The following is a 17940-nucleotide window of genomic DNA, read 5'->3' on the forward strand; positions in this document are numbered from 1 at the left end:
TGAGGCGGGATTTATCGGCAGCATGAAGATAATGGAGTAACTTTCTTGCATAGGAAATAATAAAACAAGCGAATGATCGCTTAGCTGTTTTATCCATTGACCCATTAGCAAGAAAAATCCATTATACTCTTCAGCTCCAATCGTTTAAGTTGACAACATAATAGCATAGCGCCGTATGCAATTCAACCTTTAATGATCCCTGTTGATTAAATAATTAAGCAATTGCTTCAAAAAAACAGCGGAATGCGGCCGCTTCTTCAGCGCTTCCATCGCCTCGCAATAATGATCCCACATCGCCTGTCTCGCGCCCTCCGCGCCTAATATCGTCACGAACGTCGAGCTGTTATTCTCAACATCTTGGCCGACCGGCTTGCCGAGCGCCCGCTGATCGCCTTCCGCGTCCAGCAAATCGTCTTTGATTTGAAAAGCGATGCCGGCATGGTAAGCGAATTTTCTCAGCAGCGCCAGCTCCTCTTCTTTCACCTGCGCTAGAATCGCTGGCATAACGAGCGATGCCTCGAAGGCGATGCCGGTTTTGTAAAAGCAAAGCTGAGCAAGCTGCTCGAGCGTCAGCGCCTCTCCTTTTGACTGCAAATCCATCGCTTGACCCATGCTCATTTCAGCAGCCTTTTGGGACGAATAGCGGATCAACGCGAGCACCGCGTTCGCGTTGAAGCCCTTCAGCGAAGACTGCTCCTCTATCGCCTTTTGAATGAGAAACAAGCCCGTCAATTCAGCCGTAGCACTGTTATGCAGCCGATGCAGCGTTGGGCGGCCCCGGCGAGTAGATGCATTATCCTGCGTCGGCAAGTCGTCGAAAATCAAGGAAGCAGTATGCATATACTCCAAGGAACGCAGCAGCGGAACGATCGCCTCAGCATTCAGTCCGTACTGCTGTACGCCCATCACCCAAGAAAGCACCGGCCGCAATCGTTTACCGCCGCTTTCGAGACTATAATTAGCAGCATCGATCAGCGAAGTCTTCATGCGCGGTGTCTCGTCCGGCTCTTCGATTTTCAAATGACGATTGATTTGCGCTTGTACCTGCTCGAACGTTTGCGTGAATCTCTCCTGCTCTTCCTTGTCGCTGCGGAGCGCTGTAATGAACTGGTCCCGCAGCAGCTTATCGAAAAAGTCGACGTTGTCCGCTTTGCGCGCCAGTTCCTGGATAAGACGATTGAATGACGGAATGCCCGATGCGAAAATGTTCATCAGCTCCAAGTACTTCTCGGCTCCGAATCGTTCCTTGCATCGTTTCAGCCCATTGACCGCGCGATCCAGAATCACCTCGCGGGCCTTGTCATCCGATCGGTAAACGCTGTGGATCAAATGGGAAATAACCGCCCAATACATTTCGAACGGATTGATCAAATCGGTTCGCACTTTGCCGTATTTATAGTAATAAGTGTAGGCGGTCACCGAGCCGCTCGCATAATCCTCGAACAAATCGGAAAAGTCGTCGGCTAACTGATTATAGATGCCGTAATAAAACGTTCTTTGCTCGAAAGCCTCGTCCTCTGTCGCGCCGATGACGTATCGCACAATCGACCGTGATGAAGACGATTTAAGAATAATTGGCAAATATAACTCCTCGTTTGAATAGCTGCCATTGGACAGATCTTTGACGCGGTCTACATCCTGCGCGTGGAAGAAAACGTAGGACTGGCGAAAAAACGCATGCAGCGTCTCCGGTTTTTGACGGCTTTTCATGTAGTCGAAAGCGTCACGAAGCTCCGCGTGCACGAATCGGATCAGCTCGGTATGAGATCCGCTCCAATGGCCGAGCACCGGCGCAGTGCCGCTCGCAAGGGCAGTCCGAATCATGCGTGAATAATGCTCCTGCTCACGCTCGTTTAATATCCCGGAATCGAGCAAATCGTCGATCAGCGGATATGTCAGCCCATAGCAGTAGCCGAGCCGGATCGCCTCATCCAGCCTTCTTGCCCGTTCTGCTTTCGGCAGCGAGAGGCCTGCAATCTCTTCTTCGGTATGCATGACGACGCCGATCATAATTTTGATTAGCTTGCGGATCGCATGCTCCCCGTTCATTTCTTTCGGAATGCGGGCAGCAACGTTTTTAATTTTATCGATGGCCCAGATCGTCGCGTTTTCAACGCCCTTCTTCTGTGCCCACCGGTAAATGACGGACAGATCAAGCAATTCCGGCGACTCTTTGCCATTCGCATAGACCGAGCGGATCAAGCGCCGCTTCACGTCGCTGACGATGTGCGCTACGCGCCTGTGGTCGTTCGAGCCATCTAACGCCTTGCCCAGATCTCTCATATAAATATAGGAAACGCTCCGGTCCAAATAGCGGTCAAGCCCGCCCGTTTCATTCAACCATCGGATATAGGAACGGTAATGCCGGGATTCCGGCCGAATCTTGCCCCTGGAAGCTAAGGACAGCAATGGATGCGGCGAGAGATGATTTTTTTTCCATAGTTGAAAATCGGCCGTGAGCGCCGTCAAATAAGATTTATCCTTGACCTGCGCGTCCAGCGTTGCAAAATAGCGAGCAGCTTTCTGCTCAGCTTGCCGGTACCATTGATCGGCATGATCCGTGAGCGCCATATTCATGCGTTCGTTCCCTCATCTACTATTTAATGATCATTCCGTGAATAACTAATATACGTGCAATCTTCCTTTGGGTTACGTCTTCTGCAAAAAAGAAGGACGCCCCCGACCGGCTCGGGAACATCCTTCTAATTGCTGCTCGCATCCTATGACTTGAGAACGCCGTCCAGACTGGCGCCTTTGGCGAAAAAGCGCTCGATGCGGCTCTCCGTCTCCGGGTCGGGCAGCAGCGGCGGCGCCTGATGCGGCTTGACGCGGGCGTCGATTATAACGTTGTCGCAAGACCAATGTTTATGCTCATAGCCGCCGTTTACGCCGTAAATGTCATGCGACGGATTGCTTCTCGTAAAGGTCGCCCATAAGAAATTGGAGGTCGACTCGCTCAAGAATCGGCTGTCGTCGCAAACGATAATCATCGGGCAGCCGTCGAGCTTTCCTCGCGAGCGAAGCTCCTCGCATAAGCCGTTCAATTCGCGCTCTGCATCGGCATACGATTGGAAAGCGGGGCCTTGCAAGGCAACGACGCCCGGCATAACCATATGTGCGCCTTCGAAGTCACGCAGTCCTTGCAACTCCCCTGGCACCTCGGTACACAGTTCACGCTTTTTATCGCCAGCGGCGGCGAAGATGACTTTGCTGCCGCTATTCAGTCCTGTGCCCGAATAATCGAGCGTATCGATCGTCGTATTCGTTTGGAAATGAATGTCCCGGCGCAAGTCAATTCGCTCCAGCACATAACCGAAGAAGCGTTCGATATGATGCGTATCGACTGGCTCATTCTCCTCGGCCGTAATGAACAAATATTTGGCGAGACTGAGCTGGCCCGTTCCCAGAATACGATTGGCGATTGTCAAAATCTCAGCTGGCCGCTTCACCGTTTCATACGGTGTGTAGCGCTCACTGCCTACAGCAAGCAGCAGCGGATGGACGCCTGCGGCGTCGACTGCGTGCACTTCTTTTACGCCTGGAATTTCCTGTTTCACCGCGCCGCCAGTCAGCTGATGGATCAGATCGCCGAAAGCCGTATCCTCCTGCGGGGGACGACCGACAACGGTAAACGGAAAAATCGCGCCTTCCCTAGCGTATACCTTGCGAACCCGCATAACCGGGAACGGATGGGTCAAGCTGTAATAGCCCAGATGGTCGCCGAACGGCCCCTCTGGCTTCGTTTCGCCTGGATAAATCTCGCCCGTGATGACGAAATCGGCGTCGTGGCTGACGCAGAAACCGTCGTCGTAGCCGTAACGGTATCGTCTGCCGGACAGTAAGCCGGCAAAGGTCAACTCACTCATGCCTTCGGGCAGCGGCATAACCGCCGACAGCGTATGCGCCGGAGGGCCCCCGATAAAGCAGCTCACCTTTAGCGGCTCGCCCCGTTTGTTCGCTTTATCCTGGTGAATGCCGATGCCGCGATGGATTTGGTAATGAACGCCCGCTTCCTTGTCTTGCTCGTAGTCGTTGCCGCTAATTTGAACCCGGTACATGCCCAGATTTGCATTCATAATGCCCGGCTTGTCCGGATTTTCCGAATAGACCTGCGGCAGCGTAATAAAGGCTCCGCCGTCATCCGGCCAATGCACAATTTGCGGCAAATCGCTAAGGCTAATCTCGACCATCCCCGGCGGTTTTCCGCTTTTCCCTTTCTTAGGCAGGGCTGTCGTCGCCGCAAAGCCGGAGCCGATGTGCTTGAACGGATTTTTCAGCGCCTGCATCGGATCGTTGCGAATGCCAATGACCTTCTGGACAGGTTCCCATGTATCCCGAAAAATGAACATGCTCCGCTCTACCGTTCCGAACAGATTCGAAACAGCCCGGAACTTGGAACCTTTCACGTTCTCGAATAAAAGGGCCGGCCCGCCCGCCTCGAACACTTTCAAATGCAGCATAGCCATTTCCAGATGCGGATCGACCTCTTCGCGGATGCGAACGAGATGCCCGTGCTTCTCCAGATCGAGCACGCATTCCTCTAAATTGCGATAGACCATTTTTATTTGAACTCCAATCGTCGAAGTAATGATGATTTCGTCTCATGCGGCTGTTTATGAGCCAAGCAAACCTTGGCCGCCGCCTTCTATTCTATCATTTTATACTACGATCGCCTTCAAGCACAATTGAACGGATGGTGACGGTTTCAAGAGTCGACAAGGATGCGCCTCTCGGCGCGTGGTGCCATCGCGGCACGCGGTGCTCGGTAACATTTCGACGGTCAAACCTTGTGTAAAACGGCTGTTAGCAGTGTTACAGGCAGGGCGATGCTGCTGGATGAATGTCCGCGCGCTTCTCCCAGCTCGCGTTATGGCGCCGAAGGCGCCGTGCGTCAGGACGCAGCACGATCAGTGCGCGTTATAGCCATCGGATGGCGGTAGGGGCTTCTCGTTTCACAAAATAATAAAGAAGCCCCGCGTTGCCGCGAGGCTTATGGTACAAATTCTGATAAACATCGGATGGCTGCGCCATAACGCGCGCTGGGAGAAGCCCGCGTTATGAAATTGTTTCGCGCCACGCACCTCTCGGCGCGCGATACCATCAGGAAACACGGTACTCGGTTGCACTACGGCGGTCAAACCTCTATTTCTCGTTGCCTATTTGCCGGTTGCGCGCAGCTCCCATTCCGAACGCGAAGATAAGAAGCGCTATAACGAGCATCGCCATCAATGGCACAGTCCAATGCTGCGTCGCGTCGTGCAGCAAGCCGAACAGCAAAGGGCCAACCGCGGCCAGCAGATAGCCGAGCGATTGCGCCATGCCGGACAAGCGGGCCGCTTCATGCGCGTTTCTCGTGCGCGCCGTGAAGAAGATGAGCGCCAAACCGAAGGAGCAGGCGCCGCCAATGCCGACCAGCGCCGACCAAAGCGGCACTAGACGGTTATCGGCGAAGAATAAGCCGCCGATTCCCGCCAAATACAAGACGGTCGTGAGCACAACCAGCGGTCGCTGGTCCTTCATGCGGCCGGCGATAATCGGTACTAGGAATGTAAATGGCAGCATCGCAAACTGGAATAGAAACAGCATCCAGCCTGCCTTATCCGAGCTCATGCCACGGCTAATTAGTATTTCTGGGAACCATGCCACGAAAATGTAAAAAATGGACGACTGCATGCCCATATAGATCGTTACTTGCCAAGCGAGCGGCGAGCGACTCAGCTTAATCTCCGTTTCTCCCGTTCCGCTGACGGCAGCTTGCAGCCTGTCGGATTTTAACGCCGGAAGCCAGAACAGAATGCCGATCACCGCGAGCAGCAGCCAGGCGTTCAAAGCGCCGCTCCAACCAAGTCCGGCGTATCTAGCGAGCGGTACGCTAAGGCCGGAAGCGAGTGCTCCGCATAAGTTCATCGAGACGGAGTAAATGCCCGTTACGAGACCGACCTTGTTCGAATAATCTCGTTTAACGAGACTTGGCAGCAGTACATTACATACCGCGATGCCCATTCCGAGCAATACAGTACCGCCGAACAGAGCAGCCGTGCCGGAGAACGATCGGCAGACGATGCCTGCTGTAAGCAGCAGCAGACTGAAAAAAATCGTCCGCTCCATACCGAACCGTCTAGCGATTTTCGGCGCTACCGGCGACAACAGCGCGAACGCAAGCAGCGGAACCGTCGTCAGCATGCCTGCTGCCGAATTGGATAAGCCGACAAATTGTTTGATGTCTCCGATTAACGGACCGACGGACGTAATCGGAGCTCGCAGATTAGCAGCTACAAAAGCGATTCCGAGTATGAGCAGCCAGCTTGCAGCAGTCTTGTTTGTTTGACCTGCCGCTATGGATTGATTGTATGATTTCACTTTCCTTTTCCTCCAATTAATTGTCTCTCTATATGCCTTCCTTTGCCTTGCTGATATAGATTTCTACCGCTTCAGCTGCACGATTGCTGTCTCCAGATGCGATAGCATTGTACAGCTGCTCGTGTGAATGCAGGTAACCGTCCCAGTTATCGTAATCGATCGTCTGCCGAATGATGGTTTCAAGCGCATCCGTAATGTGGTTGTACAACTCCGATAGCAATCCGTTGCCCGATGCTGTAATGACGCCTTTATGAAAGCGGACGTCCCACTCCGCATAAGCTTCGAAATCTCTCTCCTCGATCGCTTTGGCACAAGCATCCAAGCAGCGCCGCAGCAGGGCCAAGTCATCCTCCTCCCGCCTCTGGGCGGCGAGGCAGGCTGCTTCCCGATCCAGCGCATGGCGAACCTCCATCGTTTCCTGCAGCTCCGTCTGCCGGACGATCTGTCCGATTACCGAGCCCAGAATGCTTGAAGCACGCACGTAAGTACCATCGCCTTGCCTTGTCTTCAACAACCCGGCGTACGTTAGTGCCCGGATCGCCTCCCGCAGCGTATTGCGGCTGACAGACAGCTGCTCCATCAGCTCCGGTTCCGCGGGAATACGCATGCCAACCGGCCATCTCCCGGATTCAATCAGCTGCTGAATTTGCATAGCCACTTGCTCGACAAGTGTCAATCGATTTGTTTGCGACAGCATCTCGATTCCTCCTTCCCTTCTACTCGATTAAACGTAGGATGTTTGGTTCTTTGGTTTATTATAGCATCAGTAGTTTGGAAAAGCGAGGCTTTCGCCCATTTTTTTAGAAGTGCTGGGTAAAGCAAGTAGCGCCTTCCCGTAAATATGCGAAGTAAGTGCATGAAAGCCATGCATGGCTGCTGAGAAAGTCACAAAAGCCATGAAGTCTGCCAGTTAAGTCACGACAGCCTGCATGGCTTTTTTTGCTCCTCGTTTATTTTTTCTCGCTTGTACTCGTCTCTCTGGACTTAATTAGGCGTTGCTTGACAGTGCGTCGTCGTACTTTACTTCACTCGCGTTCTGCGCCTCATGATAGTAGTCGACGGTGCCGGCCGATTTCGCCTGGCTCACATTTACTCCCACCAATCTTGCTCCAAGCAGAGACAATAACTTGCTTTTCGCAGTTAATTCAAGCTCTATCCCTCCATTTGCACGCAATGCGTAATATTTAACTGCATTTTGGCAGTTATTTCCTTCATTTTTGCCCCATGCAGAGACAATAACTGCCTTTTCGCAGTTACTTCAAGCTCTATCCCACTGTTTGCACGCATAGCGTAACGAATAACTGCATTTTGGCAGTTATTTCCTCATTTCTTGCTCTAAACAGAAACAATAACTGCCTTTTCGCAGTTATTTAAATTTCCCACCACCAGTTTTCAAGCATTGTCTCAATCATTATTCACTACTTAAAATTCATCTCCATTCCCACCCGCCTTATAAACAACACAAAAATTCAGCTACTGCCATTTCGCATCTATTATCAAGCCCCACTCTACTCCAGCGTTTGCATCCCTATCGCATGCAGTAGCAGCCAACTTGATCATTAATCAGTTTTATGCTGCTGTTGAGTGAAGAAGGGCGACCTCCCCGTTTCAGCCTGCAAAACGAAAAGAACCCTTCTCTTGTAACGAAACAAGACAAGGGTTCTCCTGAAATTCTAATCACCACTAGCATGAGAGTGATTAAACTACCCTCACTATTAACCCACCATTTTTCTGCGCCTAAATAACAGAAACATGAAAAACGGAGCACCGATCGCCGCTGTAAACACGCCAGCAGGTATGTCGAGCGGCTGAAACAACATTCTCCCAGCCAGATCGGCCAACAGCAGCAAAATCCCCCCCAACAATGCCGAAACCGGAATGATTTGCCTATAGCTGTTGCCAATCAGCTTGCGCGCCATATGCGGGGCCATCAAGCCGATAAAAGAGATCATGCCCGCAATGCCAACAGCCGCCCCAGCCAGCGCAACGGTATAAACTAACAGCAGAAATCGGCTGAATTGAAGTCTGCTTCCCAAGCCACGGGCCGTATCCTCACCTAGCGACTGAACGTTCAATTCTTTCGCAAGCAAGAGCGACAGCGGTATAAACAGGACAACCCAAGGCCAAAGCGCCTCAATATACCGCCAATTGGTGCCGTACAGCGTGCCTGTCATCCAATTTAATACTTGGGCAGCTAAATAGACTGGCCCGCTCAGCAGCAGAAACGTCGTGAGCGCCCCCATTGCGGTCGAAATGCCGATGCCGATCAGCACGAGACGCAGAGGCGATACGCCTTTCTTCCAAGCGAAAATATAGTTGATTGACGCTGCTGCAAAAGCTCCAACAATCGCGATGGCCGGCACCCAATGGATACTGTAGCCGGTAACAAAAGTCATAAAAGCGACAGCCGCTACCGAAGCGCCTCCCGTCACGCCAAGCAGGTCGGGAGAGGCAAGCGGATTGCGGATCACGCCCTGTAAAATCGCGCCTGCGACAGCGAGCGCAGCGCCGACAAGCAAAGCGCCGATTATGCGCGGCAAGCGAAATTGCATAACGATCAAATCGCTAGCCTCGCCGTTCCGTCCCACCAATGAATTAAACACTTCGTTCAACGGTACACTCACTCCACCGACCGACAAATGCAGCAGTGACAGCGCAATGGCTGCAGCGGTCAAAGCAGCTAAGGTCCAAATGAACTTTTTCCCTTTGGCGCTAGACATGCTTTCTCCTCCTCGCCGCATGGATGAGGAACGGCACGCCAATAACGGCCGTGGCGACACCTACCGGTACTTCTTTGGCATCCAGCAGAAAACGCGACGCCAAATCCGCAGTCACAAGCAAAAGCGCTCCCGCCGCCGCGCAATAAGGGAGCAGCCATTTGTAGTCGTTGCCAACTAACGCCCTGCACAAATGCGGAACGATTAGACCGATAAACGCAATCGGACCGGCTGCGGCAACCGCGCTGCCCGCCAGCAACACAACGGCCGCCGCTGCCAGAGCGCGCGTCAGGCCGAGCCGCTGGCCTAAACTTTTGGCACCATCGTCTCCAAGCGCCATGATGTTAAGCGAACCTGCCAACGTCAACGCTAGGATCAGTCCCGTCGCCATATAAGGAAGCACCATAGTCAGATGCTCCAAATTGCGCCCCGACACAGAGCCGATCATCCAGAACAACGCCGAATCCAGCGATTCCTTATTCAGCAAAATAAGTCCGGACGTAATGGATGCCGCGAACGCCGCCATGCAGGCGCCGGCCAACGTCAATTTAATCGGCTCGAAGCCTCCGCCCTGCATCCCAAGTCCGTATACTACCGCCGAAGTAACCACCGCTCCAATAAATGCGAGCCACACCATACCGGTCATGGTCAAGGATGATCCAAGCGTCGTCAGGCCGATTACGATGAACAGTACGGCTCCCGCGTTTACGCCGAACGTCGATGGTGAAGCAATCGGATTACGCGTCAACACTTGCATGACCGCTCCAGCTACCGCCAAACCGGCTCCGACCAAAGCCGCAATCAACGTTCGCGGCACCCGCGCCGTCGTCAAGATCAGATGTTCGTTAGAACCGTCGAACCGGCTGTACGCCTCCCACAATTGCGATAGTGAAAAAGCTTGCAGCCCGAAGAGCGTGCTGCACAGCATGCTTACCAGCAAAGCGGCCAAACCGACCGCCAGCACGGCGAGCTTTCGTTTGTTGTTTTTTCGAATAAATGCGACGTTCACAATCCTTTTCGCCCCCCCATGCGCAAGCTGCCCTATCCGAAAAATTGCCGTCAAGCCGACGAATGTGATCGTCGGCTTGACGGCCCGTTACTTTCGATTATTTCACGTCGAAATAGGCAATAAGTTCATCGAGCAGCAAATTCGCCGCTTCATATCCGCCTGCCGAGTTCCAGATCGCTTCATCCACTTGAATGACTTTTCCGTTTTTAGCCACGCTCAAGTTTTGGAACAGCGGATCCTTCTTCCATTCTTCGACGACGTTAGCCGCATCTGTCTTGCCCGGATTCTCCGAGACGAAGTAGAACATGACATCGCCGTCCATGCTTGGAATCGTTTCTTTCGACATCACTTCGATGAAGTTGTCTACATCCTGCGATTCCGGACGGGCGATGCCAAGCTGGTTCAATAGGACGCCAGAGAAAGTCTGTTTCTGATAAATACGAACCTGTTTGGCCGAGAAACGAACGACCGACACCTTCGTATTCGCCTTGTCACCGAGCTTCGCCTTCACTTCTTCCACGCGCTTGTCGAATGCCCCCATCACTTGCTCGCCTTCTACTTGCTTGTTCAGCGCCTCTGTGTACAGCTTGAAGTTGATTTTCCAGTCGCCTGCTAAATCTTCTGAGAAGATTGTCGGAGCGATTTGCTTCAACTGATCATAAATTTTCTCTTGTCTTACCTTATTGCCGATAATCAAATCGGGCTTCAGGCTGGCGATCAGCTCCAGATTCGGCTGCAGTTCGTCGCCAAGCGCCGTTACGCCTTCCATGTCGGCTTTGATATGATCGTACCACGGGTCCCCGATCCACGATTGCACCGCCCCAACAGGTTTGATGCCAACCGCAAGCAGCGCTTCCGTTCCTTCATTTGTCAAAATAACGACGCGCTCCGGCGTACCAGTCAGCGTCTCCTCGCCCATTGCGTGCTTAATGACGCGGCTCTCCGCTACTTCCGCAGCCGGACTGGCTGTCGGAGCTGAAGTCGCAGCAACATTTGAACCTGTCGAGTTGCCGCCGTTCGCAGGCGTGCCATTGTTCGCTCCCCCCGCGGAACATGCGCTCAAAAACAAGGCAATACAAAATAACAAAGTGGCGGCCATAGCCGTCCCGGACTTTCTGTACATCGATTTCTCTCCCCTTCTTCTATATTGATAACGATTATCAAACTCATTAACAATATACCTTGGACGTCTAAATGCAACAATGGGAGATTTGGACGGTAAGGATGGATTATTTTGACGCTTGGCTTGCTCGTGTACAGATTGCTTATAATGAATCGGCGATACGCCCTCATGTTTTTTAAATACACGACTGAAATAGTAGCTGTCCATGTAACCAACACTCTCGGCAATTTCTTTTAGCGTAAAATCGGTCGAAAGCAGCAGTTCCTTCGCTTTCTCGATTCGCACTCGAATCAAATAGTCGATCGGACTCGTTCGCGTCTGCTGCTTGAACGCCCGCAGCAGTTGCCTGGCGCTGCAGTCCAGCAGTTCGAGCAATAGCTCCAACGTAATCGGTTCCCGGTATCGGTCTTGGATGTAGCGTATCGCCTGAGCGGCTAGGTCGGGTTTTATCGATACGACATTTTGTCGCGCCATATCTTCTGCAATTTCGTGCACCAGCTTGTAAAATATCGACTTCACATGCAGCTGTCCGGAAGCCGTAGGCTGCTGCCATTCTCGGCTCATCGAACCGATATGCTCATAGATGCCGAGCGGGTAGCTAGGCGTAAACGAATATTGCATCTGAAACGGATTGCTTCCGTTCATAAGCTTGGCCGTATCCTGCCGAAGCGGCAGCGCCATAACCGCTTTGTATAAAATTAAATAGTAGTCCAGTAGCTCTTCGGCTGTAATGGTCAAGCAAATGCCTTTTCCGCCATGCAGCAGAGCATGCCGATTCATCCGGCATTCCGTGCCGTCGACCGTTACGACAGCACTGCCGGAGGAGACATAAAGAAAGGCGCTCGAAGGCAGCCGGTACAAAGGCATCATCTCACCCTGCGGTATGCTCGCACGCCGCACATCGATAATTTTTATGTAGGCTTGATTCCATAAAAGAGCATAGTCGTTCACATTCACCGCGCGGATCTCCCTTCCCTTCGTTCCCATTCGAATGGAATGATTTGATTTTATTATATTTGATAACAATTCTCATTATCAATATATAAAATGAATTCTTTTCAAAAATCCGAGCTTGCTTCCTCGTTGAGGTAATCAAAACACACATCTGCTCCAGCTAAAACCATAACTTTTTCTCATTACGAACCATATCTGCTATTTCAAAACTGCAACATACGACACGAATCATCCATCGCTCGGTTTTTCGCCACATGACGGCAGTTGGTCAATTGCTGCTGACTCCCAACCGTGGCACTCTCAACACACGCACGAACCACTTCCTTCGACTTCGTTCTTTCACTCACTCCGTCCCTCGACTTCATTCGTTCATCCATCCCTCACCTTCGTTCGTTCATCGGTCCCTCGACGTCATGCGTTTACCCGTCCTTCACCTTCGTTCATTCCGTCCCTCGACGTCATTCATTCATCCTTCCTTCACCGTCGTTCGTCATCGTAGGTTCATCCTTTCGTTTGCATCACGACCGCCGCGATCGTGCTGCGTGTTGACGCACGGCGCCTTCGGCGCCATAACTTGCGCTGAGGCGTACGAACGGTTCGTCATTCGATTATGTATGAAAAATCAACTATATTTTTCTAAATCGATAAAAAATACGGATTTATGTATGAAATATCATACATAATCTTCGATTTCTCTGATTTCGAGAAAAATATGTATGAAATTTCATATATAATCGTCTATTTTAAGGAATTCGAGCAAATTATGTATGAAATACCATACACATTTGACACGAGGCTGCTCCCATCCTATCGCGCCAAGCCTCTATATGAAAATACAGCGTAACGGGTACCACGGAAAAAGTCCGCTGCCGCTGCCACTCTTCGCTCAGCATCTTCTAATCATCAGCTTGCAATTAAAAAAGGACCTCGCCTCCACTTCATGAAAGTGGAAGGCGAGGTCCTATCTTTTGCACATACCGCTCAATCGAGCTCTGCCGAGATCAACCGTATCCCTATCGCTCTGTGACAGCCCCGCATGAACGTATTAACTAAAATCATTCATTTTTTCGGTTGGATATAACCTTCCGCTTTCAGCAGTTCGGCGATCAGCACGGCGCCGCCAGCCGCTCCGCGCAGCGTATTGTGCGACAAGCCGACGAATTTGTAATCGTATAGCGAGTCTTCACGCAATCTGCCGACGGAAACGCCCATGCCGCGCTCGATGTCGCGATCGAGCTTCGTTTGCGGACGGTTTTCTTCTTCAAAATAAGTGATGAATTGCTTCGGCGCGCTTGGCAGCGCAAGCTGCTGCGGACGTCCTGCATATTCACGCCAGCGCGCAAGAATTTCTTCTTTCGATGGCTTTTTCTCAAACGATACAAACACCGTTGCCAAATGACCATCCGTTACTGGAACACGGATACATTGCGTCGTAATGAGCGGCGAGCTCGCTTTGACGATTTGGCCGTTCTCGACGGTACCCCAAATTCGCAAAGGCTCTTGCTCGCTCTTCTCTTCTTCTCCGCCGATGTAAGGAATCACGTTATCGAGCATATCCGGCCAATCGGTAAAGTTTTTACCTGCGCCAGAGATCGCTTGATACGTCGATGCAACGACGGTCGTTGGATTAAAATCGCGGAGCGCGTTCAGCGCCGGCACGTAGCTTTGGATCGAGCAGTTCGGCTTAACCGCAATAAAGCCGGTTGAAGTGCCGAGCCGTTTCCGTTGCGCTGCAATCACTTCGAGATGACTCGGATTGATTTCTGGAATCACCATTGGAACGTCCGGCGTCCAGCGATGAGCCGAGTTGTTCGAAATGACAGGCGTACCCGTTTTCGCATAAGCTTCTTCCAATGCTTTAATTTCATCTTTCTTCATATCAACCGCACAGAATACGAAATCGACCTCGCTCGCAAACTTCTCGACCTGCTGCGCGTCCTGTACCATAATTTGCTTCACTTCGTTCGGAATCGGCGTATCGAGCTTCCATCTGCCCTGCACCGCTTCCTCGTACGTTCTGCCCGCCGAATTGGCGCTGGCCGCAATCGCTGTTACTTCAAACCAAGGGTGCTGATCCAGCAGCTGAATGAAGCGCTGGCCGACCATCCCCGTACCCCCGACAATACCCGCTTTAAGTTTAGCTGACATCGCAATCAATCCTTTCGTTCTGTTAACATTAGATGAGTTCGTTAGCGCTTTTGACCGTCATTTCCATTCCAATTACTGTATTGTTGTAACAAAAAAATCCCACCCCCAAGACCGCAGTCTTAGGGACGAGATTTGTGCGCTCGTGGTACCACCCCAGGTTCGCCAACCGGTCGCCCGATCAGCCTCTTCAAGTACGGTATAGCGTCCGCTATGCTTATACTCTAGCTCTGTAACAGGAGCTCCTGTCGCGCCACCCCCCGCATTTCAACGGGTTCCAACGCGCTGCTCAGAGTCTTTCTTCAACAAACGATTTTTTACTCCTTCTCAGCAAACGGAGCTCTCTGCGAAAAAATTCGTTCATCTACTGCTCTCTTCATCGCATTTCATATTACAAATATCGTACCAAAAAAACGGCTGATAGTAAACTGTTTCGGATCATAAATTTTGAATGCAATAAACGGATCTGCGACAAACTTATGATGGAGACAACAAGTAGCGAAGCTGGCGAACATAAGGCCGCAGCTCAGGCTCTGCTTCCAAATAAGCGCAAGCGACGCGGATAAGCGTCGGGTCGGGCGCAGTCTTTTCGCATTCTGCCCTCAGCAGCGTTACGACTTTACTCAGCTCGTCTATAGGTTCATTCGTTCTAGTTCTAGGCAGCTTCAACAGGCTGTCCTGCAATTGATCGATTGCTTGAAGCGCCGTTGCCGGGCCAGCTTGCGACCCTGCCGGATTGGACAGCTGAAGAAGCATACTTAGCCCGTCGACGACTGGCTTCGGAGCGGCATGCAGTAAATCGCCCACGATTGCATCCATGCGACCGACGATAAAAGCGGCTAGCTCCTCTATCGGTGCGGCAACCGTCTTTTGACGGACATAGGTCATATACTCAATGTAGATACCGCGAAAAATGGCCACGACATCTCCAATGTAAGGCTCGATCTCGACGCCGTAAGCTTCCGTCAGCATTTCCCGATGCCAGGAGTAGATCATCGCTTTCTTCCGCCGCCACGCCTCAATGAAATGATCGTTCTTCACAATCGGATGTTCTTTGAATTCGCTGACAATCAAATGATATTCGACAACAAATTGAATTTGGAATTCAATTTTGTTTTGTAAACGTTTCTTAGCGGACAACCCCTGCCGAAACGCCTCGCGATCCATCTTGGATGCGTCGGTCAGCAGTTCTTCATGACAGGCGATGAACACGGCCGTAAACAATTCTTCCTTCGATCCGAAAAATTTATAAATGCTTGCTTTCGCCATCCCGCAAGCTTCCGCAATTTCCTGCATTGAAGCGGCCATAAAGCCCTTTTTTCTGAACAGCTCAGTTGCCGTCTCCATTATTTTTTCTCTTTTCCAATCCTCCACCGCGCATCACCCCCTGTCTAGTTTGCCATGTGCGGCAAATGTCGTCAACAACTCCCATTGACAATAAAACTCATGTGTTCTATATTGAACTCGTGAGTTTTCTGTTGGTTGAACTTATCCTACTACAATGAAATGATGAAGGGAGGACAGCCGGATAGCCCTTCAGCCGAAGCTGGAGCGAAACGGACTATCCGGCGTTCAAAATGCGTATTGCAAATCAGATTGAAATGCTGGAGCTTGACCTCGGAATAATGGTTGTTCATCCGGTTATCGTATTCGATGAAACGGGCTGGGTGCTGATTGATACAGGCATGCCGGGTTCGGCACAGACACTGTTCGACCAAGCGAAACAAGCCGGCGTTGCGGAACGGCTTCTCACTGCCGTGCTGCTTACGCATCAGGATCTTGATCATATCGGCGGATTGCCGGGAATTGTAGCTAGTTCAGATACGCCGCCTGTCATATGGGCCCATCCTGCTGACGAAGGGGCAATTAACGGCACCGAACCGTTCCAAAAAATATCCCGCGAGCAACTATTCGGCATGCTGCAGTCGCTGCCCGATAATGAGGCTCGTGTACAATTCGAGCAGGCCTATCCTGAATCCGGCCTCAAGCATGTGCATCGCACCTTCACCCATGGCGATAAGCTTCCATTCGGTGGCGGGCTGACCGTTATTCATACGCCTGGACATACGCCGGGCCATGTCAGCTTCTACCATCACGCTAGCAAAACATTAATCGCCGGCGACGCGATGGTCGCAAATGACGGTGTTTTGGAAGGACCGAATCCTCAAATGACGCCCGATCTGGATCAGGCGCTCGATTCGCTGAAAGCATTAATCGATTATGATATCGAACAAGTCGTCTGTTATCATGGCGGACTAATCCAAGGCGGCGTCAATGAACGGATCGCGAAACTAGCTGACCGTTCATGATCCGCTTTCTGAGCACGCTCCTGCTGGCACTAGCCGGGGGAGCGCTCTTCTCGTTACTGCACATACCAATTGCTTGGCTGCTCGGACCAATGGTCGCCGTCTTTATCGGCGTCAGACTTATCCGATCGCTGCAGCCGAACTGGCCCACTTCAATGCGAAATACGGCCATGATCTTAATCGGTTACTCATTTGGTCTTTCTCTAACGCATGAAACGCTGCTTGAAATGTGGAGACAACTGCCTACCATGCTGCTCATGACCGTATTGCTTATGTTGTTTTGCGGTTTGATCGCCTTTGTTGTCTCCAAGCTGACGGGCCAGCCGCTGGCTACGTCGCTTATGGGCAGCATACCCGGCGGACTGTCGCAAATGATTATGCTGGCCGAGGATTCGAAAGATATTGATTTGACTGTCGTGACGTTTATGCAGGTGTCGCGCTTGATGCTAATTGTATTATGCATTCCGCCGCTCATTTTCAGTCCGCTGTTCGGCGGCGTCCATCCTGCCGATGCTGCTCGGGCGGTTGCAGAGGGCGCGACTTGGGAAGGCTTGCTTCCGAATGCGCTTTGGTTTGCGCCAATCATCGTCGCAGCCGCATTTTTGGGTCAGAAAATAAAGCTGCCTACCGCCTTTCTGCTTGGACCGATGATTGCGACAGCCGTTGTAAATTTATCCGGTTTGGAAGGTCCGGCTTTGCCGTCAACCGTCCTGAACGCGGCACAGCTTATGATTGGCGCCTACATCGGCCTGCTGCTCCATCCGGAAAAGCTTCAGCATAAAGTGAGAACGATCGGTTTGGCGCTTGCCAGCGGACTGATACTGATCGGCGGCACACTGGGACTCAGCGCTTTTCTGACTGTGCTCCATCCGCTCTCCCCTGCTACCGCATTTCTGAGCATGGCGCCTGGCGGCATGGATCAAATGGGGTTAATTGCGAAGGAAATTCATGCCGATCCCGGCATCGTCACCTGTTATCAGCTGTTTCGAACGTGGTTCATCTTTTTCGCCGTCACCCCATTGATGCGGGTACTGCTGAAAAGGATGGCCCACCGGGGGCAAACGGCCGAGGATAAAGCTTTATAAATTGTCACTGATCTAGTTATAAGAAAGACGCACAGGATTTTAGTCCTGTGCGTCCTTGCAATATATGATATGAGAAGCTTATAATAACGACGATTTGCAGCATCCATTACGTTTAACAAAATGAGAATTTCAATTAAAATTACATCACTTGATAATACACTTACCTCTGCCTTATCGAGTCTGTTATTATGAGGAAAAATAACGGTAATACAGCAAGCATACGGTGCATATATTTTCTTTC

At 51.5% G+C, this 17940-nt stretch carries 11 protein-coding genes and 1 other annotated feature; of the genes, 2 read left to right on the plus strand and 9 right to left on the minus strand.

Features of this window, described 5'->3' with window-relative positions; genetic code table 11:
* Window positions 1-189: 189 nt before the first annotated feature.
* The 9 genes from ACFVTB_RS02825 to ACFVTB_RS02865 form a co-directional block, all read right to left on the minus strand.
* A complete protein-coding gene (locus ACFVTB_RS02825; protein ID WP_387744792.1) occupies window positions 190-2577 on the minus strand; it encodes a polyprenyl synthetase family protein in 2388 nt (795 codons plus the stop codon).
* A 143-nt stretch (window positions 2578-2720) separates the two neighbouring features.
* On the minus strand, window positions 2721-4559 hold the full coding sequence (locus tag ACFVTB_RS02830) for a UbiD family decarboxylase (RefSeq protein WP_387744795.1): 1839 nt from the start codon (window positions 4557-4559) through the stop codon (window positions 2721-2723).
* Between the two features lie 583 nt (window positions 4560-5142).
* Entirely contained in the window at window positions 5143-6360 is a 1218-nt protein-coding gene (locus tag ACFVTB_RS02835) for a CynX/NimT family MFS transporter (protein WP_387744798.1), read from the minus strand.
* Between the two features lie 28 nt (window positions 6361-6388).
* Window positions 6389-7057: a FadR/GntR family transcriptional regulator gene (locus tag ACFVTB_RS02840; protein ID WP_387744801.1), complete on the minus strand. Its 669-nt coding sequence runs from the start codon at window positions 7055-7057 to the stop codon at window positions 6389-6391.
* A gap of 1018 nt (window positions 7058-8075) precedes the next feature.
* A complete protein-coding gene (locus ACFVTB_RS02845) occupies window positions 8076-9080 on the minus strand; it encodes a FecCD family ABC transporter permease (RefSeq protein WP_387744804.1) in 1005 nt (334 codons plus the stop codon).
* On the minus strand, window positions 9073-10005 hold the full coding sequence (locus tag ACFVTB_RS02850) for a FecCD family ABC transporter permease (RefSeq protein ID WP_387744931.1): 933 nt from the start codon (window positions 10003-10005) through the stop codon (window positions 9073-9075). The genes ACFVTB_RS02845 and ACFVTB_RS02850 overlap by 8 nt, the downstream gene beginning before the upstream one ends.
* 178 nt (window positions 10006-10183) lie before the next feature.
* Window positions 10184-12166, minus strand: a complete 1983-nt coding sequence (locus tag ACFVTB_RS02855; protein ID WP_387744806.1) for an AraC family transcriptional regulator — start codon at window positions 12164-12166, stop codon at window positions 10184-10186.
* A 1056-nt stretch (window positions 12167-13222) separates the two neighbouring features.
* The gene (gene asd, locus ACFVTB_RS02860) at window positions 13223-14311 is read right to left on the minus strand and encodes an aspartate-semialdehyde dehydrogenase (RefSeq protein WP_387744809.1); all 1089 of its coding nucleotides are present in this window, start codon (window positions 14309-14311) and stop codon (window positions 13223-13225) included.
* A 118-nt stretch (window positions 14312-14429) separates the two neighbouring features.
* Window positions 14430-14697, minus strand: a binding site (T-box leader).
* Between the two features lie 88 nt (window positions 14698-14785).
* Window positions 14786-15682, minus strand: a complete 897-nt coding sequence (locus ACFVTB_RS02865) for a TetR/AcrR family transcriptional regulator (RefSeq protein ID WP_387744811.1) — start codon at window positions 15680-15682, stop codon at window positions 14786-14788.
* Window positions 15683-15885: 203 nt separating this feature from the next.
* On the opposite strand from ACFVTB_RS02865, the gene ACFVTB_RS02870 reads away from it, so the two are divergent.
* A complete protein-coding gene (locus tag ACFVTB_RS02870; RefSeq protein WP_387744814.1) occupies window positions 15886-16617 on the plus strand; it encodes an MBL fold metallo-hydrolase in 732 nt (243 codons plus the stop codon).
* Window positions 16614-17699: an AbrB family transcriptional regulator gene (locus ACFVTB_RS02875; protein WP_387744817.1), complete on the plus strand. Its 1086-nt coding sequence runs from the start codon at window positions 16614-16616 to the stop codon at window positions 17697-17699. Before ACFVTB_RS02870 ends, ACFVTB_RS02875 begins: the two co-directional genes overlap by 4 nt.
* Window positions 17700-17940 lie beyond the last annotated feature (241 nt).

Source organism: Paenibacillus sp. NPDC058071 (assembly GCF_042885235.1).
Lineage (GTDB): Bacteria > Bacillota > Bacilli > Paenibacillales > Paenibacillaceae > Pristimantibacillus.

Coding starts and splice junctions, on each gene's coding strand:
- ACFVTB_RS02825 (WP_387744792.1), bottom strand. CDS start 2,577: ATGAATATGGCGCTCACGGATCATGCCGATCAATGGTACCGGCAAGCT.
- ACFVTB_RS02830 (WP_387744795.1), bottom strand. CDS start 4,559: ATGGTCTATCGCAATTTAGAGGAATGCGTGCTCGATCTGGAGAAGCAC.
- ACFVTB_RS02840 (WP_387744801.1), bottom strand. CDS start 7,057: ATGCTGTCGCAAACAAATCGATTGACACTTGTCGAGCAAGTGGCTATG.
- ACFVTB_RS02845 (WP_387744804.1), bottom strand. CDS start 9,080: ATGTCTAGCGCCAAAGGGAAAAAGTTCATTTGGACCTTAGCTGCTTTG.
- ACFVTB_RS02850 (WP_387744931.1), bottom strand. CDS start 10,005: ATGCTGTGCAGCACGCTCTTCGGGCTGCAAGCTTTTTCACTATCGCAA.
- asd (WP_387744809.1), bottom strand. CDS start 14,311: ATGTCAGCTAAACTTAAAGCGGGTATTGTCGGGGGTACGGGGATGGTC.
- ACFVTB_RS02870 (WP_387744814.1), top strand. CDS start 15,886: ATGCGTATTGCAAATCAGATTGAAATGCTGGAGCTTGACCTCGGAATA.
- ACFVTB_RS02875 (WP_387744817.1), top strand. CDS start 16,614: ATGATCCGCTTTCTGAGCACGCTCCTGCTGGCACTAGCCGGGGGAGCG.